An 18,544-nucleotide genomic window follows, 5' to 3' on the forward strand; every position below is an offset into this window, starting at 1 on the left:
AGCCGATGAGGGGATGTACACCATGAACGAAGAAGTCAATTTACTCGTGCTCGCGACCCAATACATGTTTTGGGTCGGATTTGTCGGGATGGCCGCCGCGACGCTCTATTTTTTAGTGGAACGAAACAGCCTTGACCCGGAATATCGTTCTGTCGCCACGGTCGCTGCCTTGGTCACGTTTGTCGCTGCCATCCATTACTATTTCATGAAGGACGCCGTTGGTGATTCGGGACTGTTGTCTGAGATCACAGGTTTTCCAACCGAGATTCGTTATATCGATTGGCTCGTGACGACACCGCTCTTGCTCGTGAAGTTCCCGCTTCTCCTCAGTTTGAAAGGGAAGATGAAGTCGGGACTGCTGACGAAATTGATCGTCGCCGACATTATTATGATCGTTTCGGGATATCTCGGTGAATCATCGATCAACTTGAACGGCGGCTTCACGCAACTTGGATTGTGGGGCTATCTAGTCGGCTGTTTGGCCTGGATCTATATCATCTACTTGCTGTTCACGAACGTCACGAAAGCGGCGGAATCGTCGCCGGCACCGATTCGGAAAGCGCTGCTCAACATGCGCCTATTCATCTTGATCGGTTGGGCGATTTACCCGATCGGTTACGCGGTCACCCTGTTCGCGACCGGGGTAGAGGTTCAGTTAGTGCGTGAGCTCATCTACAACGTCGCCGACTTGGTCAACAAGGTCGGATTCGGATTAATCGCTTTCTTCGCAGTGAAAACGATCTCGACGCTCAAACAAATTAAAACGTGATTGTAAGTTCACATTGACGTGGATTTTTATCTTGCGCTAGAATGAAGAAGTGAGATAAAAATTGCGTTGATAAGGAATAGTATCGTAGGGTCGATATTTTAGAGAGCCGGTGGTTGGTGTGAACCGGTATATGGACCGCGAGAACTCGCCTTGGAGCTGTTCGCCTGAACTAAAAGTAGGGTGAACCGAAGTTACGCCTCGTTACCGGCGTCTCAAGTGGCAGACATGCAACATGGGTGGTACCGCGGAGAGCTTTCAAGCCTTTCGTCCCATTTACCGGGGCGGAGGGCTTTTTATTATGCAGAGGAGGAATAATTTTGAGCTATTTTAAACATCAAGACATCGAGCCGAAATGGCAAAAACGTTGGGAAGAGAAAGAGTCATTCCGGACGACGGAAGACCCGGACAAGGAATGTTTCTACGTCCTCGACATGTTCCCTTACCCGTCAGGAGCCGGACTTCACGTCGGTCACCCGGAAGGTTACACGGCGACAGATATCATCGCCCGTATGAAACGGATGCAAGGCTATAACGTCCTTCACCCGATCGGTTGGGACGCGTTCGGTCTTCCGGCCGAACAGTACGCCCTCGATACAGGAAACGACCCGCGCGAGTTCACGGAGCGTAACATCGGGACGTTCCGCCGTCAGTTGAAAGACCTCGGCTTCTCGTACGACTGGGACCGTGAGATCAGCACGACCGACCCGAAATACTACAAGTGGACGCAATGGATCTTCACGCAGCTCTATGAGCGTGGCCTCGCCTACGTCGACGAAGTGGCGGTCAACTGGTGTCCGGCCCTCGGTACGGTACTCGCTAACGAGGAAGTCATCGACGGATTGTCTGAACGTGGGAACCATCCGGTCTACCGCGTCCCGATGAAACAGTGGGTGCTCCGCATCACGCATTACGCGGAGCGGTTGCTTGATGATTTAGAAACACTCGACTGGCCAGAGAGCGTCAAAGAGATGCAACGCAACTGGATCGGAAAATCGGTCGGCGCCGAAGTCGACTTTAAAGTCGACGGGCACGATAAAGTCGTTACCGTGTTCACGACGCGGCCTGATACTCTTTACGGAGCGACGTACGTCACACTCGCGCCGGAGCACCCGTTCGTCAAAGCGATCGCGACGCCGGAACAACTCGTCGCGGTCGAAGCGTACGCGGAAGAAGTCTCGAAGAAGACCGATCTTGAGCGGACTGACCTCGCCAAAGAGAAGACGGGTGTCTTCACGGGCGCTTATGCGGTCAACCCGGTCAACGGGGAACAACTTCCGATTTGGATCGCTGACTACGTCTTGTCGACATACGGCACGGGTGCGGTCATGGCCGTACCGGGCCACGATGAGCGAGACTATGAGTTCGCGAAGACGTTTGACCTCCCAATCCGTGAAGTCGTCAAAGGCGGTAACTTGGATGAGGCGGCTTACACGGAAGACGGCGAACATGTGAACTCAGGAGCGCTCGACGGTCTCAATAAAGTCGATGCCATCGCCAAGATCATCGAAGAACTCGAACTTGCCGGCACGGGCCGGGCGAAGACGACGTATCGTCTCCGTGACTGGTTGTTCAGCCGTCAACGCTATTGGGGCGAGCCGATCCCGATCGTTCATATGGAAGACGGGACGCTCAAGACGGTATCGATCGAAGAGCTTCCGCTCGAACTTCCGATCATCGATGAGATCAAGCCGTCAGGCACAGGCGAGTCACCACTCGCGAACGCAGACGAGTGGTTGACGTACACAGACCCCGTGACGGGTGAGAAGGGTCGTCGTGAGACGAACACGATGCCGCAATGGGCCGGCAGTTGCTGGTACTACATCCGCTACATCGATCCGCATAACGAAGACATGATCGCCGATCCTGAGAAGTTGAAACGCTGGCTCCCGGTCGACTTGTACGTCGGTGGTACGGAGCACGCGGTCCTGCACTTGCTCTACGCGCGTTTCTGGCACAAAGTGCTCTACGACATCGGGATCGTCCCGACGAACGAGCCGTTCCAAAAGCTTTACAACCAAGGCATGATTCTCGGTGAGAACAACGAGAAGATGTCGAAATCAAAAGGCAACGTCGTCAACCCGGACGATATCGTCAAATCACACGGTGCCGACACGCTTCGTCTCTATGAGATGTTCATGGGACCGCTTGATGCGGCGATCGCGTGGTCGACGAACGGCCTTGACGGGGCACGTCGCTTCCTCGACCGTGTCTGGCGTTTGTTCGAACAAGCGAAACTCGAAGACGTCGCTGCGACGGCCGACTTTGAGCGCACGTACCATCAGACGGTGAAAAAAGTGACGGAAGATTATGAGGCACTTCGCTTCAATACAGCGATCTCGCAACTCATGGTCTTCATCAACGAAGCTTACAAACAAGACACGTTACCGAAGCAAGAGATGGTCAACTTCATCAAGATGCTCGCTCCGGTCGCACCACACTTGGCTGAAGAATTGTGGGAGCGTCTAGGGATGGCAGAAGAATTGACGTATGCGGCGTGGCCAACGTTTGACGAGTCGAAACTCGTCAGCGATAAGATTGAGGTCGTCATCCAAGTGAACGGTAAGCTCCGGGCGAAGATGCACGTGACGCGCGACGCTTCAAAAGAAGCACTTGAGGCGGAGGCACTCGCGAACGAGCGTGTACAAGAGTTCACTGAAGGAAAAACGGTCCGTAAAGTGATCGTCGTCCCAGGTAAACTCGTCAACATCGTCGTAGGATAAGTTAAGGAATGTGTGACATTGTCACACGTTCCTTTCTTTTTGGGGATGCCGTTTTCTTTTTGAGGCGGTTTTGTTACACTAAAGGGCGACACTGAATATAAAGGGGACTAAGCGTCCATGAAACGATCTTACGTACTGTACACGACATTGTTTGCGGTCGTGGTCGGCGTGATTCTTTGTTACGTGTTCGTTTTTTCAGACGAAGACATTCAAAGCCAAATCGCTGCGACATTTGAAAAGATTGAGATTCAAACGAGTCATCAAGCGACGTCGATGCCTCCGGTTGAAGCCTCGCCAGACGAAGAAGACATCGATACGACCGATGCGCTCGAACAAATACAGAATATTGACGAGGTTTACTATAGCGACACGATCGGGGCTTATTTGGTCTTGACGAAAGATAACGACTTCTTTGAAGTGAGCGGAAACGCGAATCGAGTGAACGCTTCGCTCAAGCTCGCGACCGAGAATCAATCGTTCCCGCTCGGTGACTTTATCGGGATGCGTATGATTGCAGAAGATAAAATTTATGCCGTCACATCGACCGGTGTCATCGTGACGATCGAGCGAGAAGAAGGACGTTGGATGGAGCGCGAACGAAAAGCAATCGGCGGGCTTGTTTCGACCGATCGGCTGTTCGGGCTCGGGTACGACCAAGAGACGGAACGGCTCATCATCATGAACCGCACGGCAGCGGCACCGGATATCGAACTCATCTACGTTCAAGAACGGATTATGAAGGCGGAAACGCCGGATGAAGCCGAAGCGACACCGGATGAGGAAGCCGAACCAGCAACGGATGAACCGACCCAATCGGCTGAAGAAACGATCGAGACGGATGCTGTCTCTCCGGAAGACGAGGCACTTCAATCGAAAGGAACGGAAGAAACAGAAGACGTCGAACCGTTGACGGAGTGGACGATTGAATCACGCAAGCCGCTCACGACGGAAGGGATGAGCGCCTCGATTCAACAGAAGTTTGAGAAGTTCCGTGGGGTCGGTCTTGTCGAACGGCAAGGACGGATTTACGTCCTTGATTCGGAAGAACTCGTGTTATACACGATCAACCCAGGCGAAGGGACGATGAATGGTCAAATGGTGACGCCTCGCGTCTACGGTTCGACCGGCATGTTCTTGCAAGACAATGAAATTTTTGCAATCGTACGACCAGACGTGTTCGACCTTGACGCGTTCGTCTCGGTCGACTGATAGGAGCGGATCAAATGAGTAAACGTTATTTTTATGAAGAAGTACGTCAGTTTCACGAAACGTTCGGTCACCCGGAAGCAAGCGTGCCAAGCCCGCTCGAACTTGACCGGGCCGTGAAACGGTCGGTCTGGACCGCAGAAGAAGCGGTCGTTGAATTTTTACACCAGTCGGCCCGTACGGAAGACGAGTTTTTACAAGCCGTCGCGACGTTCCAACAAGGGTTTGAGAAAGCCGTGCACAAGTCGCTCCAAGAAGCGCCGCCGACGAACGACGTCGACCGGCTCGTCGGTCAAGGGGACGCGCTCACGGACGCACTCTATTTCGTGATGGGGAGTTTCGTCGAGCTCGGGCTCGACCCGGTGCCGCTGTTTGAAATCGTCCAGCGTGCCAACATGGCGAAACTCGGCCCGGACGGATTGCCGATCCTGCGCGCGTCAGACAATAAAGTCATGAAGCCTGAAGGGTGGATGCCACCGGAGCCGGAACTCGAGGCTGAGGTCCGTCGCCAAATGGCAGAAAAATAAGAGAGCGTGGTCACTAGGACCACGCTCTCAGGTTGTTGATGAACCAAATCGTAAACAGCGATCTGGTTCATCTTTTTTTATGTTCGATGGCCTTAAGGCGCTCTGCCTAACATAAAATTGAAGTCGAGTCCGCAGTAGCCCGATGTCGACCGTTTACGTTGTCGGCTGGACTGTGGAGAATTCCGCCGCATGTGACCCGGCACAGTGGCCGGTCGTGAAAGCGGCCGTAATGTTATAGCCGCCCGTGTATCCATGAATATCGAGCACCTCGCCGGCGAAGAACAAACCGTCTGCTTTTTTTGACATCATCGTCTGTGGGGCGATCTCTTTGACCGAGACACCACCGCCCGTGACGAACGCCTTATCGAAGTCGAGCGTACCTGTCGCGTGCAGTTCGAACGTCTTAAGATGCGTCGCGAAATCGATGACTGATTGCCGTTTCAACTGGCTCGCGTCCTCTTCGCCGAAAGCGAGTTCAGCCAAGAGGAGGTCGAGCATCCGTTCCGGGATGAACCCTTTCCAGACGTTTTTGACGGCGCGTTTCGGCTGAGCTTGAACTTGGTTCCACAACTCTTGAACGAGCTCGTCGCGCGCCATGTCTGGGAACAAGTCGAGTGACAGTGCGACGACCCGTTCTTTGCTGCGCTTGCGTTCTCTGATCGTATATTGGCTGCATCTGAGTGCGATCGGACCCGAAATCCCGAAGTGGGTGAAGATCATGTCGCCGCGGTGCGTCTTGATCGGCTTGCCTTTTTTACCGTGCACGGTGAGTGCGACGTCACGAAGCGATAGCCCTTGCAACTGTTTCGTCCCGATGAACGAATCGTTCAAGAGGATCGGCACTTCGGTCGGGAATAGTTCTGTGATCGTGTGCCCCGCTTTCTCGGCCCACGGGTAACCGTCACCGGTCGAGCCGGTGTGGGGGACGGATTGTCCGCCGACGGCGATGACGCAAGCTTTGGCCTCGATCCGTTCCCCGTCTTCTAGCTCGACCGCCTCGAACTCATTTGCTTCATTAAAATGGAGCGTCTTCACTTTCGCGTTCTTCCGAATCTCGACCCCGAGCGAATCAATGGCGCGGAGGAGCGTGTTGACGACGTCCTGGGCCTTGTCCGTCACCGGGAACATCCGGCCGTTGTCTTCCTCTTTCAACGGGATGCCGAAACCCGTGAACAAATCGATGATGGACTGGTTATCGAACTGGGTGAGGGCGCTGTACAAAAAGCGGCCGTTCCCAGGGATGAACTGAATCAACTCGTCGACCGGTTTCCGGTTCGTGACGTTGCAACGTCCTCCGCCGGAAATGGCGAGTTTACGCCCGAGCTTAGAACCTTTATCAATCAGGAGCGTGTTCGCCCCGGCTTTTGCGGCTGCATAGGTCGCCATCAGGCCGCTTGGGCCTCCTCCGATGACGATGACATCTTTCATCATAGTATCCCTCGTTTCTGTTTCAAATCGACTAGTAAAATTATCGTAACTTTATTATCCGCAACAGTAAGAGTATAATGAGAAACGGTTGTTTTGTAAAACTAGGACATTTCAAACGTTGTATGAATAGATGGAGGTATCTCATGTCATCAAGCGTCAAACAAGATTCAGGACGAGAATCCTTCGTCAAAGGAACGCTGCTCTTATCAGCCGGGAACTTGATTTCCCGAGCGCTCGGACTGCTGTACACGTTCCCGTTCCAAGCGATGGTCGGGATTGCCGGTGTTACGTTATACCAAGCGGCATATACGTATTATGCGCTCATGATCGCCATCTCGACGGCAGGGATCCCGGTTGCCGTCTCAAAATTCATCGCCAAGTATAACGCGCTCGGCGAGTATGGGACGAGTCAACGGCTGTTCCGGCAAGGGATGAAGCTGATGCTCTTGACCGGTGTCGTCGCCTTTTTCTTACTCTTTTTTGCCGCTCCGTGGTTGTCGGAGCTCATGGTCCGCAATTCGGAAAATAATCAACAGTATATCGACTCACTCACGCTCGTCACAAGAAGCGTCAGTTTTGCGCTCTTGCTCATCCCGGCGATGAGTATGGTCCGTGGTTATTTCCAGGGACATCAAGATATGGCCCCGACGGCCATCTCACAAGTCATTGAACAGATCGTACGCATCATGTTCTTGCTCAGCGGAACGATGCTCGTCTTGTTCGTCTTCTCAGACTCGGAGTTCGTCCGTCCGCTTGCTGACACGCTCGGCGGAACGGCGGCGGTCGAGACGACGGAACTGAATGGATTGAAAGTGCTCGCCGTGACGATCGCGACGTTCAGCGCGTTCATCGGTGCGATCGGGAGTATCGTCGTCCTCGCGATGTACTGGCGCAAACGAAAAGACATTCATCGACAGACCGACAACCCTGAAGGAACACCGGTCCGTTCGATGAAATCGCTCTTGCTCGAATTGCTCAGCTACTCGATTCCGATCGTCATGGTCGGCTTGTCGACACCGCTCTACCAGTTCGTCGATCAGTTGACGATGGTCAACACGCTGCTCAACGCTGGGAAATCGGTGGCTGAGGCGACGTCGGCGTTCGGTTTTTTGACCGGTAACGCCCACAAGATCGTTTTGATCCCGGTATCGATCGCGGCTAGTGTGTCGATGGCGACGATTCCACTCGTCACCCGATCGTTCACACACGGGGACATGGATAAAGTCCGCAATCAAGTCAATCATATTTTCCAAGTATCGTTCTTCGTGACGATTCCAGCCGTCATCGGACTCGTCGCGCTCTCAGAGCCGTTGTTTGGGACGCTCTTCCCGGGTGACCGGGAAGGGTGGGTCTACTTGCTCCATTACGCACCGAGTGCATTCTTCCTCGCCTATTACTCGGTCGCTGCGGCAATTTTGCAAGGAATCAATAAACAATACTTCACGATTTTCGCGACAGCGATGGGGCTCTTGACGAAAGTCGTCTTGAACGTCCCGTTCGTGTACGCGCTCGGCGGCATCGGCGCCGGGTATGCGACGATTGCCGGATACATCGTGGCGATCATCCTCATGGTGTGGAAGATTCAACGGGCACTTCAGTTCCCATACAAACAACTGTTACGTCGCACGATCCTCATGTTTGCGATGGGCGCGGCAATGTTCGTTGCGGTGTATGGGTCGTTGTTCGTCACGCTGAATGACCAACCGAGTTGGAGCAATGACATCGTGGCGACCGTCGTCGGCTTCGGGATCGGGCTCGTCGTGTATGGCTATCTCGGATGGAGAAGCCACTTGGCCGGGAAACTGTTAGGAAAACGATTCCAATATCGGAGGAAAAATAATGCGAATTGATAAGTTGTTAGCCAATATGGGCTATGGTTCACGTAAAGACGTGAAACTGTTATTAAAACAGGGAGCGGTTCGAATCGACGACCAACCTGTGAAAGATGCGAAACGTCACGTCGACACGGACAGTGAGACGGTCACCGTGCTCGGTGAGCCGGTCGAGTACCGTCCGTTCGTCTACTTGATGATGAATAAGCCGGCTGGTGTCATCAGTGCGACCGAGGACAAAGTTGAGTCGACGGTCATCGAATTAATCGACCCGGCTTACGCCCATTACGAGCTGTTTCCTGTCGGTCGTCTCGATAAAGATACGACGGGCCTGCTGCTCATCACGAACGATGGCGCGTTCAACCACGCCCTCATGTCACCGCGTAAACACGTCGACAAGGTGTATATCGCCGAAGTCGACGGTGAGATGACGGTCGAGGACATCCGCACGTTCGCGGAAGGAGTCGCTCTCGAGGACGGATACACGACGAAACCGGCGCGTCTTGAAGTGCTCAGTCAGACGGGCCAAAAATCGGTCGTTCGCCTGACATTGTCGGAAGGGAAGTATCATCAGGTCAAGCGGATGATCGCTGCGGTCGGTAAGCACGTCGAACAGCTCGAACGTGTCCAAATTGGACCGCTCGAACTCGATGAATCGTTACAGCCTGGTGAATACCGTGAACTGACTGAAGCAGAAGTCGAACAGTTTTTGTCATGAATCAGGGGGAAAAGTGAGACCGGATGTCAGAAAGGCATCCGGTCTCATTTTTTATGTAAAAAAAGAGGCCCCGCTCGCGGAACCCCTTGTAATTATATTCAATTTGCCGTCTTCAGTGAACGTTTCGATGACGTCCACGTGCCGCGACTCGGACTTTCTACAAGATTGTTGTATTCAAGTACGTTCAAATCACGCTGGACAGTGCGTGATGTGATGCCGAACTCTTCTACTAGTTCTGAAGTGGTAACGCAATCCCTTTCGTTGATAAATAAATAAATCGACTTAATACGGGTTAGCATACGATCTGTTGAACCTTTCATTGGATGACCTCCCAATGCGTAGAATGGTGAAAGACGAAACCGACGGACGACGAATGAAATATGAAATTGTTATTTTCTAAAATTACATCTTAAGTATAACGCTCCTAAACAGAAAAGCAAGAGAAAAGAACGAACGATTTCAATGTAAAGAACATGTTATGAACGTAAATATCGAATGAATGAACTGTAAATCATCGGTTATAGAGCTTAAAGACGAACGAAAAATTATTTTCGAAATAAATGTTCGTCTTTCTGACATTTGGATATACTAATAAGGGAGAGAACATTCGCAAAGGGGAGATTGACATGAACTGGAGACAAGAAGTCGACTTACGAAAAGAAGCGTTTTTAAACGATCTTAAAGGATTACTTACAATCCCGAGCGTGTTAGACGAATCGAAAACAGGACCGAACGAGCCGTTCGGTCCAGAAGTCCGTCAAGCGCTCGACTATATGCTCGAGCTAGGTCAACGTGACGGCTTTATCACAAAGGATGTCGACGGATATGCGGGACATTTAGAATACGGCGAAGGTGAAGAACTCGTCGGCATCTTGTGCCATCTCGATGTCGTACCGGCCGGGGACGGGTGGACATATGGGGCGTTCAACCCGACAATCACCGACGGCAAAATTTTTGCGCGCGGCAGCAATGACGATAAAGGACCGACGATGGCTGCCTATTACGGACTGCGGATCGTCAAAGAGCTCGGTTTGCCACTATCGAAACGGGTCCGGCTCATTGCGGGCTGTGACGAAGAGAGCGAGTGGCGTTGCGTCCGTGAGTACTTCAAACAAGAAGAGATGCCAACGTATGGATTTGCGCCTGACGCCGATTTCCCGATCATCAACGCCGAGAAAGGTCTATACGATGGCGTACTCAAGCAACTTCCGATCCAGCGCGTCCAAGGAACAAGCCATCACCTCGTCTCGTTCATCAGCGGGGAACGCCCGAACATGGTGCCAGACGTTGCGACAGCAGTGTTGAAAACGAATGAAGTGCTCGAAGACCAATTCGAGGCGTATCTCGAGAAGTATGAAGCGGACGGGACGTGTGTTTTTGAAGAAGGGATGTACACGTTCACAATAAAAGGCGTCGCGGCCCACGCGATGGAACCAGACAACGGGGTGAACGCGGCCTACGTGCTCGCAGGCTTCCTGCTCACGCTCGCGCTCGATATTCAAGGTGAGCGCTACATCGAGTTCGTCCGTCACGTCTTTGCGGACTCACGTGGCATCTCGCTCGGTATTGAAGCGAGCGACGAGACCGGAGATTTGACGATCAACGGTGGCGTCTTCCGCTACAACGACACGGAGCGGATGGCGACGGTCAACATCCGTTACCCGTATACGGCGAAGTTCACGGAACGTCTGCAAAACTTGAAAGAAATCGCGTTGTCATTCGGTTTCGAATTGACGACAAAACACCATATGCCGCCACACCACGTTTCGGAAGACCATCCGCTCGTGACAACATTAGCAGGCGTCTATGAGCGCCAAACTGGTGAATCAGCGCACCTGATGGCAATCGGAGGCGGTACGTATGCCCGCTCGCTCGAAGCCGGCGTCGCGTTCGGCGCGTTGTTCCCGGGAGCGAAAGATGTCGCTCATCAGGTCGACGAGTATATGGAAGTTGAAGATTTATTACGTGCGGCCGCAATCTATGCGGAAGCAATTTACGAGCTCGCTAAATAATAACCTTTGAGAGCTGACTGCATCGGTCGGCTCTCTGTCTGTTAGGAAGGAAGTTGAACGTGAACCAGCAAAAAAAATCGTTTCAATCGATTTATGTCGCCATCTTTTTCGCACAAGGCGCCCTCATCCCATACATGACCTTGTTCTTCTCACAAGCACGTTTTGATTTGTCACCGAGTGAGGTCGGGACGATCGTCGCTATCTTGCCCATTTTATCGATTGGTGTACAACCACTCTGGGGCATGCTTGCCGACCGAACGGGCCGAACCCGCGCCTGGTTAATGTTAGCCATGATTGCGGCTGCGGCGATCTCGATCACATTTTTATTTGCGACATCGTACGTCTGGATCATTCTGTTGATGGTAGCCTGGTCGATATTTCAATGTGCCCACATTCCGCTCGTCGATATGATGACGCTCGATTACACGTCCCGCGCTAAAATCGATTACGGAGCCATCCGTTTGTTCGGCTCGGCCGGGTTTGCCATCGCGGTCTTCATGATCGGCCGGATTGCGGATACGTCATGGGGGTTATCGAGTACGTTTCTACTTAGTGCGATCGTGCTCGTCGTCGGAACCGTCGCCTTGAAGCAAATTACGGATACGGGTGTAACTCATACGACGACAGCCGCCCCGTTCGCTTGGTCAGCCATTTGGAATGCGCCGTTCGTGGCTTTTTTAGTCGGCGGCATGCTCGTCTTTGGTCCGATTTACGCAAATAACTACTACTTTGGCATTTATGTGACGAGCATCGGCGGCTCAACGACGCTCGTCGGGACGTTGTTTTTAGTGGCGGTGCTCTGTGAGATCCCGTTTATGAAAGTGGCGCATCAAATTGTCGCACGCTTAGGTACGGTCAACGTACTCGCTGGGGCAGCTTTGATTTCAGCGCTTCGGAACGGTTGGCTCGCACTCGAACCGTCGTTGTGGGTCGTTTGGTTGCTCGCCATCGTCCAAGGACTCGTCGTCGGATTGCTCATTCCGGTTGCACTTCAGTTTGTCCGAAGTCTCGTCAGCTTAAACGTCACCTCGACAGCGATTGGCGTCTATATGGCTGTCACATCGGGCTTGGCGACGGCCGCATTCAATCAGTTGAGCGGGATTATCATTGAAGTAGACAGCATTATCGGTGTATTTTGGATGTACACAGCAGTCAGTGTCATCGGCGCGATTTTATTCTTGGGACTGAGACGGTTCCGTGAGAAAGGATGACGAGCGATGTCGACACATTATTTTATAGCGCTCCCAATCGAAGCGCGACAGTTTGAACAAATCCAACGGGACATCTTACCGTTTTATTCCTATCGCCGCGTTTATCGACCAGAGGAATTTCATTTGACGCTTCAATTTTTAGGGGCATTAGACGATGACCAAGTAGAGGCAGTCAAAGAGATTACTCGAGACGTGGCGCACGAAACGGCGCCATTCACGTTACGTTTTCAGCAGATTGATCATTTTGGGAGACCCGATCGTCCGCGCGTGCTGACAATCATCCCGAATCCGTCTGTAGCGCTTTCGACATTCGTCAGTACGCTTCGGCGCAAATTGGCAGAAGAGATTTCAGCAATCGATCGGAAACCGTTCGCAGCACACGTCACCCTTGCAAAGAAGTGGGATACCGGCGAGCGGATCCCTTATATCGCACCTTCGTTTGACGTGGAAGAAGCGATCACAGAAGTAGTGCTCTATCGAATCAATCCGACACAGACTCCTGCCTATGAAGCAGTTGAAGTATTTCCGCTAGCGCATTCAGAGGAGGACACATGGCGATCCCGATTAAAATTTTTGACGTAATTTCTAAATATGAACGGAACATGCTCGATCAATTCAATCGTTTTCAAGAGTATATCGAATCCGATACGGCGCGAATGCGCAGACTCTACGACTCGAATCGGCTAACTCCGCCGGAAATAATGGAGTTTGAAAACCCGTGGTGGAAATTTTGGCGTCGTACGGAGCGCATCGAACTCGAAGCGAACCCGTTGACGGAAAAACAATTTCAAACGCTGCTCACAAACCGACGCCGCATCCAAAAGCTTCAATTTGCGTGCGAAGGGGCAACAGAAGCGGATATGCCACTATTAGCTTTTTTGCGGGACTATAGTTATCGGCATATGCTCACAGAATGGAACGAGCATCACTTTTTCATGTATCGTCCTGTCGTCGAGTGGAACGGGGCCATGGTTGAACTAAGCCATATCATCGTTGGGCCGTCGCATATTTATCTCGTTGAATGGCTTGAAGGTGACCGCAGCATCTATCACGTATCGAAACAGAAGACTTGGATTCATCAACCACTCAAAGGGGAAAATAAACGTGTAGTCAATCCGCTCATCGCATTGACACGCACCGAAGAAATCGTAAGGCAGTTTCTTCCGTCCTATGATGGGGTCATCCAAAAAGTGGCGTTGGCTCCGAACGGCTATTTCGATCATGTGCCGGAGACACGCGCGACCCAGTTTGTTTCACGGTCGGATTACGACCAATGGATGAAACAAGTCAATGCGAGGGCATCCATCGTTAAAGCCCAACAAATTCGAGATGTGGCGAAACTTCTAGATACGACAGCACAGATGCCGTTTCGACAATTTTTGGATCAGTAGGAGAGGATGGAACGAGTATGTATCACACACCTGACCAACAGGCTACAACGCATGTGACAATCGAGCGGGCAACGCTCCTCTCATTTGAGACGGTTCGACTCGAAGTCATTGCCGAATATGAGTCCATTCCAGTACAAATCGAACAAAATGGGCGCCCTGTCACTTACGTGGTGCTCGAAGAAAGAACAACTGAGGCCGGGACGATTGAACGGGACATCCGTCTCGCACGCCCGGTAACGCTGGAATCGGTTTATACCGTATTTCATCCTGGACATAAAACAATCGTGGTCATCCCGAGAGAAATCGTCCAGACGAATGAATTTGAACGCAGATACGCCTACGATGGACCGCTCGGACTCTTATTTGGCATAAATGTGATTGACGTATTCGTCTGGTCACCTGTCGCTTTCTCGATTTGGGTGACGGTGCATGATGAAGACACGCATCGGGAAATCGAGCGATTTCGGATGACGCGTGGTAGCCGCGGCGTCTGGCATGCCGAGGTGCCAAAAGGTTACGAAGGTTTACTGTACCGTCTTCAAGTCAAAACACCGGTCGAAACGAACGATATCGTCGACCCTTACGCGAAAGCCGTCAGCCTGAATGGCGAATTTGGCGTATTGGTCGATGTCGAAGCCGAGATTGCGAAACACGTTGAACCGGTGTTACGGCCGCCGCTCCGAAAAGCGACTGATGCCGTCATCTACGAACTTCATATCCGCGACTTCACGAGCCACCCCGCTTCGACTAGCCGGCTAAACGGATTGTACGGTAGCATCGTCGAAACTGGGATTCGGACGACCGGAGACAAGAGTGCCGGTCTCGATTACTTGAAAGAGTTAGGCGTCACACATTTGCAATTGCTCCCGGTGCATGATTTCGGCAGCGTCGACGAGTTGACACGCATGCCTTATAACTGGGGGTACGACCCGATTCATTGGTTCGCTTTAGAAGGGAGCTACGCCTCAGACCCAAGCGCCCCGACAACAAGAGTGCTCGAATATGCCCGAATGGTGAATGAGTTACACAAAACCGGGATGCGCGTCGTCGTCGATGTCGTCATGAACCATGTGTTCATTCGTGAACAGTCGTCGCTCGAAGCGCTCGTGCCGTATTATTATTTCCGGTATGAGCACGACGGAACGGTCGCAAACGGTACCGGTGTCGGGAATGACACAGCGTCTGAACGGTATATGATGCGTCGCATGATTGTCGATTGCATCACTTATTTTGCGACGACGTATCAAGTTGACGGTTTTCGATTCGATTTGATGGGGATCCATGATGTGGAAACGATGAACCAAGTTCGGACGTCGCTTGATAAAGTCGACAGGTCTATCTTGATCTATGGAGAAGGTTGGGATTTGGCGACACCGCTCGGTCCGTCCTTGAAGGCGTCTTCCCACAATGCGGCGCATATGCCACGAATTGGTCATTTTAACGACATGATGCGAGATGCGCTGAAAGGTTCATCGTTCAACGAGCGCGAGCGCGGCTTCGTATCCGGGAACGAATGGCGGGAGTGGGAACTTCGTGAATGCATCACCGGTGCCGTTCAGATTCCGAACGTCACCGTCGGTCGGTTCCCGAGTCCGCAATATACGATCAATTATGTGGAAGCGCACGATAACTATACGACGTTTGATAAATTGCTGCTCGCTTGTGAGGATACGGATGAGACGACGAGGTTACGGATGCAACGGCTGGCCACAGCGATCGTCATCACGTCACAAGGCGTTCCGTTCCTTCACGCCGGGCAAGAGTTCGGTCGAACGAAACAAGGCGTAGAGAACAGCTACAACGCCCCTGATCGGATCAATCATTTTGATTGGGACCTTCGTGACAGTCGGGCGACAGAAGTGGAGTATGTGAAAACGCTGCTCAAGTTACGCCGGCGCCACACGTGTTTCCGATATGATACCCGGCAAAAAGTAGTCGAGCAGTTCAAGTTTCTCCCGTCGCCGCCTGGTGTGATCGCTTACGAATTGACAGCAAGCCATTCTTACGATGCTTGGCAGCGAGTGCGTGTGTATTTGAACGGGACGTTCGAGCAAGTGACGTTCCAAGCAGAAGGCGACTGGAACGTATACGTGCAAGGGGATAAGGCGAGTTTGACACCGATTGTTCGAAACCCGAGTCAGATTCAAGTCGAGTCGTTGTCAATGACGATTATCGCGTGTTAATATTGTGATTGTATCTTTTTAACTTCCAATGAGATTTGAGCGTGATGAACATGTATTCAGATATAATCGGTGCCCTCGGTGAAGAGTGGACAGTGGCTTCCGCAGGCGGGATTACGGGTGAAGCGTACGTAGCGACGACGCACCAACAAAAAATCTTTGTCAAACGGAATTCGTCTCCATTTTTAGCAATTCTATCCGCCGAAGGCATCGTCCCGAAACTATTGTGGACGAAGCGGATGTTCAACGGAGACGTTCTCAGTGCCCAACAGTTCATCGAAGGTCGCGAGTTATCGCCTGCCGACATGGAGCGTTCCGAAGTGGCGGCGCAACTCGGAAAGATCCATCATTCGAAAGAGCTATTATTCATGTTACAGCAGTTAAACCATACACCGGTCACTTCAGAACTGTTGTACCGGCAATGTGCCGCCTATGAGCAAGATGAGGCAGATGAGACGATCGATGAGGCGGTCCGTTGGTTATCAGACCATCGGCTGCCCGATGACGAGCGCGAACTGGTCGTTTGTCACTCTGACCTCAATCACAATAATTGGATTGAGGATGAGTCGGGCCTTCTTTATTTGACCGATTGGGACGACGCCATTATCGCGGATCGCGCGTTTGATTTGGCGATGGTCGTCTATAGCTATGTCGATGAAGTCGATTGGGAAGAGTGGTTCAGCCATTACGGGATCACGCTGACCGCCGATCTTCATTACCGGATGCATTGGTACGCGATTGCCCAGACGGTGTTGACCATCTATGGTGAACAGAGCGCCATGGCAAGAGCTGAAGGTTTGACCGTGCTTCGTGAGCTTCTCGACGAAGCGGATGAACGGACGCAATGAAAAAAGGGATGGCTCACGAATGTGAGTCATCCCTTTCGATATACATCAGACATCTTCAGGTTTCATAAAGTACGCCCAGACGAACGTAGCGATGACGGCGCCGAAAAACGTGAGCGGGGCCGCATAAAAGATTAAGAATTGATCTAACGTGCTCATTGATTTAACCTCCTTGTGAGGGATGATTCATGTTCATTAAACAATGATTTCGTGTATAATCGCAAGGGGACTGCTCGCGTGAAGCGGCTCAGTCAGCAGAAACTTGAACATTTCATGAACGAAAGGTAGGATTTCAATGCGCTTACGCCATAAACCTTGGGCTAAAGACTACATGCAAGCCCAAGAACATGTATTTATCACGAATCCCGAACAGTTGAAAGGGAGTTGGAAAACCGAATTCGGTAACGACAATCCACTCTTTATCGAGGTCGGTTCTGGGAAAGGGCAATTCGTTCTCGGGATGGCCCAACAGTTCCCGGACGCCAACTTCATCGCCATCGAGCTATTCGAGAGCGTTGCCGTCTCGATCGTCCAAAAACTCGTCGAAACGCCGATGCCGAACGTACGCGTCTTGACCGTCGATGCGAAGCAACTCGTCGATTACTTCGAAGCAGGGGAAGTCGACCGCGTTTACTTGAACTTCTCGGACCCTTGGCCGAAGACGAGACATGCGAAGCGCCGCTTGACGTATAAGACGTTTCTCGCCACATACGAAGCGATTCTGCCTCGCGGGGGCGAAATCCACTTTAAAACGGACAATCGGGGACTGTTCGAATATTCGCTCGAGAGCATGAGCCAATACGGCATGTACTTCACGGATATTTCACTCGATTTGCACGCAAACGAACCGGGTGACAACGTTCGTACCGAGTACGAAGAGCGCTTCAGCGCCATGGGTCAGCCGATCTACCGGATGGAAGCAGCATTCCGCCCGAAAATTTGACACGCTTTTTTCTTATTTTGATAGCATTTTCTTCACACTTTTTTCTTTCTTCTTGGTACAATAGTAATGACGCTAAATTGGAATTAGAGAAGGGGGAATATGGGGATGTTGAAAAAAGCATGGGCAAGCCTGCTTGCAGTAATCTTCATTCTAACAATCGCACCACTCAATACCTCGGCAAACGAGGCGTTCTTAGACGCACTCGAAGAGGATTTGAAAGCGACGCATTACGACTATAAAGAAGGAACGGCTAAGATCGTCAAAGAAGAGACGCTCACGCACTCGAACGGCAACGAAGTCATCGCGGCGGTCGTCGAACTCGATACGGTACGTGACGGCATCTTCATCACACGTAAGACGGAGTTCCATTATTACGATGCGACGGACAACAAAATTCTCACGACGGCTGACCTTGTCGAAGTCGAAGGTGCGACCGAGTTTTCGGACGCGAACATTGACATGCTCGGTCAACAGATCATCTACTGGTTGCCGGTCTTGATCATGTTGCTCTTAATCGCGGTTCCGGCGCTCATTCTTTTCTTCGTCGTACCACGCTTCTACTCGACAACAGATTACATGAATCCGATTTATGAGAAAAACGATAATCCACGTTAAAAAAGAGCCGAGAGGCTCTTTAAACTGTACCCTGAGTAATAGACACTAAAAAAAGTCTATTGCTCAGGGTTTTTGTGTACACTGAACTAAATCATATCGGGAGTGGATTTGAGATGTCGAAGAAGCTGTTTACGTCGAAAGAGATAA

The 18,544-nt window shown here is 51.7% G+C and carries 17 protein-coding genes and 1 other annotated feature; of the genes, 14 read left to right on the forward strand and 3 right to left on the reverse strand.

Annotated features, from left to right (window positions below; all coding sequences use genetic code 11):
• The first annotated feature begins 22 nt into the window (after positions 1 to 22).
• The 4 genes from EVJ24_RS11980 to EVJ24_RS11995 all read left to right on the forward strand — a co-directional run bounded on the left by EVJ24_RS11980 (position 23) and on the right by EVJ24_RS11995 (position 5,222).
• Positions 23 to 769: a bacteriorhodopsin-like gene (locus EVJ24_RS11980; RefSeq protein WP_131441465.1), complete on the forward strand. Its 747-nt coding sequence runs from the start codon at positions 23 to 25 to the stop codon at positions 767 to 769.
• Between the two features lie 57 nt (positions 770 to 826).
• Positions 827 to 1,044 (forward strand) — a binding site (T-box leader).
• Positions 1,045 to 1,086: 42 nt separating this feature from the next.
• Entirely contained in the window at positions 1,087 to 3,489 is a 2,403-nt protein-coding gene (gene leuS / locus EVJ24_RS11985) for a leucine--tRNA ligase (RefSeq protein WP_131441466.1), read from the forward strand.
• A 117-nt stretch (positions 3,490 to 3,606) separates the two neighbouring features.
• Complete coding sequence (locus tag EVJ24_RS11990; RefSeq protein WP_131441467.1) at positions 3,607 to 4,698, forward strand: hypothetical protein; 1,092 nt, start codon at positions 3,607 to 3,609, stop codon at positions 4,696 to 4,698.
• Between the two features lie 14 nt (positions 4,699 to 4,712).
• Positions 4,713 to 5,222, forward strand: coding sequence for a hypothetical protein (locus EVJ24_RS11995; RefSeq protein ID WP_131441468.1), 510 nt, complete (start codon positions 4,713 to 4,715; stop codon positions 5,220 to 5,222).
• Between the two features lie 153 nt (positions 5,223 to 5,375).
• Here the strand turns inward: EVJ24_RS11995 and EVJ24_RS12000 are convergent, their stop codons facing one another.
• Complete coding sequence (locus EVJ24_RS12000) at positions 5,376 to 6,653, reverse strand: NAD(P)/FAD-dependent oxidoreductase (RefSeq protein WP_131441469.1); 1,278 nt, start codon at positions 6,651 to 6,653, stop codon at positions 5,376 to 5,378.
• Positions 6,654 to 6,793: 140 nt separating this feature from the next.
• Here EVJ24_RS12000 and EVJ24_RS12005 point away from each other — a divergent pair, with 140 nt between their 5' ends.
• On the forward strand, positions 6,794 to 8,500 hold the full coding sequence (locus EVJ24_RS12005) for a putative polysaccharide biosynthesis protein (protein WP_071397861.1): 1,707 nt from the start codon (positions 6,794 to 6,796) through the stop codon (positions 8,498 to 8,500).
• Entirely contained in the window at positions 8,490 to 9,200 is a 711-nt protein-coding gene (locus EVJ24_RS12010; protein WP_071397860.1) for a pseudouridine synthase, read from the forward strand. Before EVJ24_RS12005 ends, EVJ24_RS12010 begins: the two co-directional genes overlap by 11 nt.
• 98 nt (positions 9,201 to 9,298) lie before the next feature.
• On the opposite strand, the gene EVJ24_RS12015 is transcribed toward EVJ24_RS12010, so the two are convergent.
• Positions 9,299 to 9,520 (reverse strand): DeoR family transcriptional regulator, encoded by a 222-nt coding sequence (locus tag EVJ24_RS12015; protein ID WP_083274163.1) that lies wholly within the window; start codon positions 9,518 to 9,520, stop codon positions 9,299 to 9,301.
• 306 nt (positions 9,521 to 9,826) lie between these two features.
• On the opposite strand from EVJ24_RS12015, the gene pepV reads away from it, so the two are divergent.
• Genes pepV through EVJ24_RS12045 form a run of 6 tightly spaced genes read left to right on the forward strand, consistent with a single transcriptional unit; the run spans position 9,827 to position 16,842 of the window.
• The gene (pepV, locus tag EVJ24_RS12020) at positions 9,827 to 11,212 is read left to right on the forward strand and encodes a dipeptidase PepV (RefSeq protein ID WP_131441470.1); all 1,386 of its coding nucleotides are present in this window, start codon (positions 9,827 to 9,829) and stop codon (positions 11,210 to 11,212) included.
• 59 nt (positions 11,213 to 11,271) lie between these two features.
• Positions 11,272 to 12,423: an MFS transporter gene (locus EVJ24_RS12025; RefSeq protein ID WP_236637646.1), complete on the forward strand. Its 1,152-nt coding sequence runs from the start codon at positions 11,272 to 11,274 to the stop codon at positions 12,421 to 12,423.
• A gap of 6 nt (positions 12,424 to 12,429) precedes the next feature.
• Entirely contained in the window at positions 12,430 to 13,005 is a 576-nt protein-coding gene (thpR, locus tag EVJ24_RS12030; RefSeq protein WP_131441472.1) for an RNA 2',3'-cyclic phosphodiesterase, read from the forward strand.
• The gene (locus tag EVJ24_RS12035) at positions 12,975 to 13,814 is read left to right on the forward strand and encodes an NERD domain-containing protein (RefSeq protein ID WP_071397856.1); all 840 of its coding nucleotides are present in this window, start codon (positions 12,975 to 12,977) and stop codon (positions 13,812 to 13,814) included. The genes thpR and EVJ24_RS12035 overlap by 31 nt, the downstream gene beginning before the upstream one ends.
• 17 nt (positions 13,815 to 13,831) lie before the next feature.
• Positions 13,832 to 15,997 (forward strand): type I pullulanase, encoded by a 2,166-nt coding sequence (pulA, locus tag EVJ24_RS12040; RefSeq protein WP_201740376.1) that lies wholly within the window; start codon positions 13,832 to 13,834, stop codon positions 15,995 to 15,997.
• Positions 15,998 to 16,047: 50 nt separating this feature from the next.
• Positions 16,048 to 16,842 carry a phosphotransferase family protein gene (locus EVJ24_RS12045; protein WP_070329440.1) on the forward strand — a complete coding sequence of 265 codons (795 nt, stop codon included), beginning with the start codon at positions 16,048 to 16,050 and terminating at the stop codon, positions 16,840 to 16,842.
• 45 nt (positions 16,843 to 16,887) lie between these two features.
• Here the strand turns inward: EVJ24_RS12045 and cydS are convergent, their stop codons facing one another.
• On the reverse strand, positions 16,888 to 16,998 hold the full coding sequence (cydS, locus tag EVJ24_RS15595; RefSeq protein WP_438802343.1) for a cytochrome bd oxidase small subunit CydS: 111 nt from the start codon (positions 16,996 to 16,998) through the stop codon (positions 16,888 to 16,890).
• Positions 16,999 to 17,134: 136 nt separating this feature from the next.
• Here cydS and trmB point away from each other — a divergent pair, with 136 nt between their 5' ends.
• Together trmB and EVJ24_RS12055 are read left to right on the forward strand one after the other, a co-directional pair.
• Positions 17,135 to 17,782 (forward strand): tRNA (guanosine(46)-N7)-methyltransferase TrmB, encoded by a 648-nt coding sequence (trmB, locus tag EVJ24_RS12050; RefSeq protein ID WP_070329420.1) that lies wholly within the window; start codon positions 17,135 to 17,137, stop codon positions 17,780 to 17,782.
• A gap of 105 nt (positions 17,783 to 17,887) precedes the next feature.
• On the forward strand, positions 17,888 to 18,397 hold the full coding sequence (locus EVJ24_RS12055) for a hypothetical protein (RefSeq protein ID WP_236633357.1): 510 nt from the start codon (positions 17,888 to 17,890) through the stop codon (positions 18,395 to 18,397).
• Positions 18,398 to 18,544 lie beyond the last annotated feature (147 nt).

Source organism: Exiguobacterium sp. SH1S21 (assembly GCF_004337175.1).
GTDB classification, from domain to species: Bacteria; Bacillota; Bacilli; order Exiguobacteriales; family Exiguobacteriaceae; genus Exiguobacterium; species Exiguobacterium aurantiacum_A.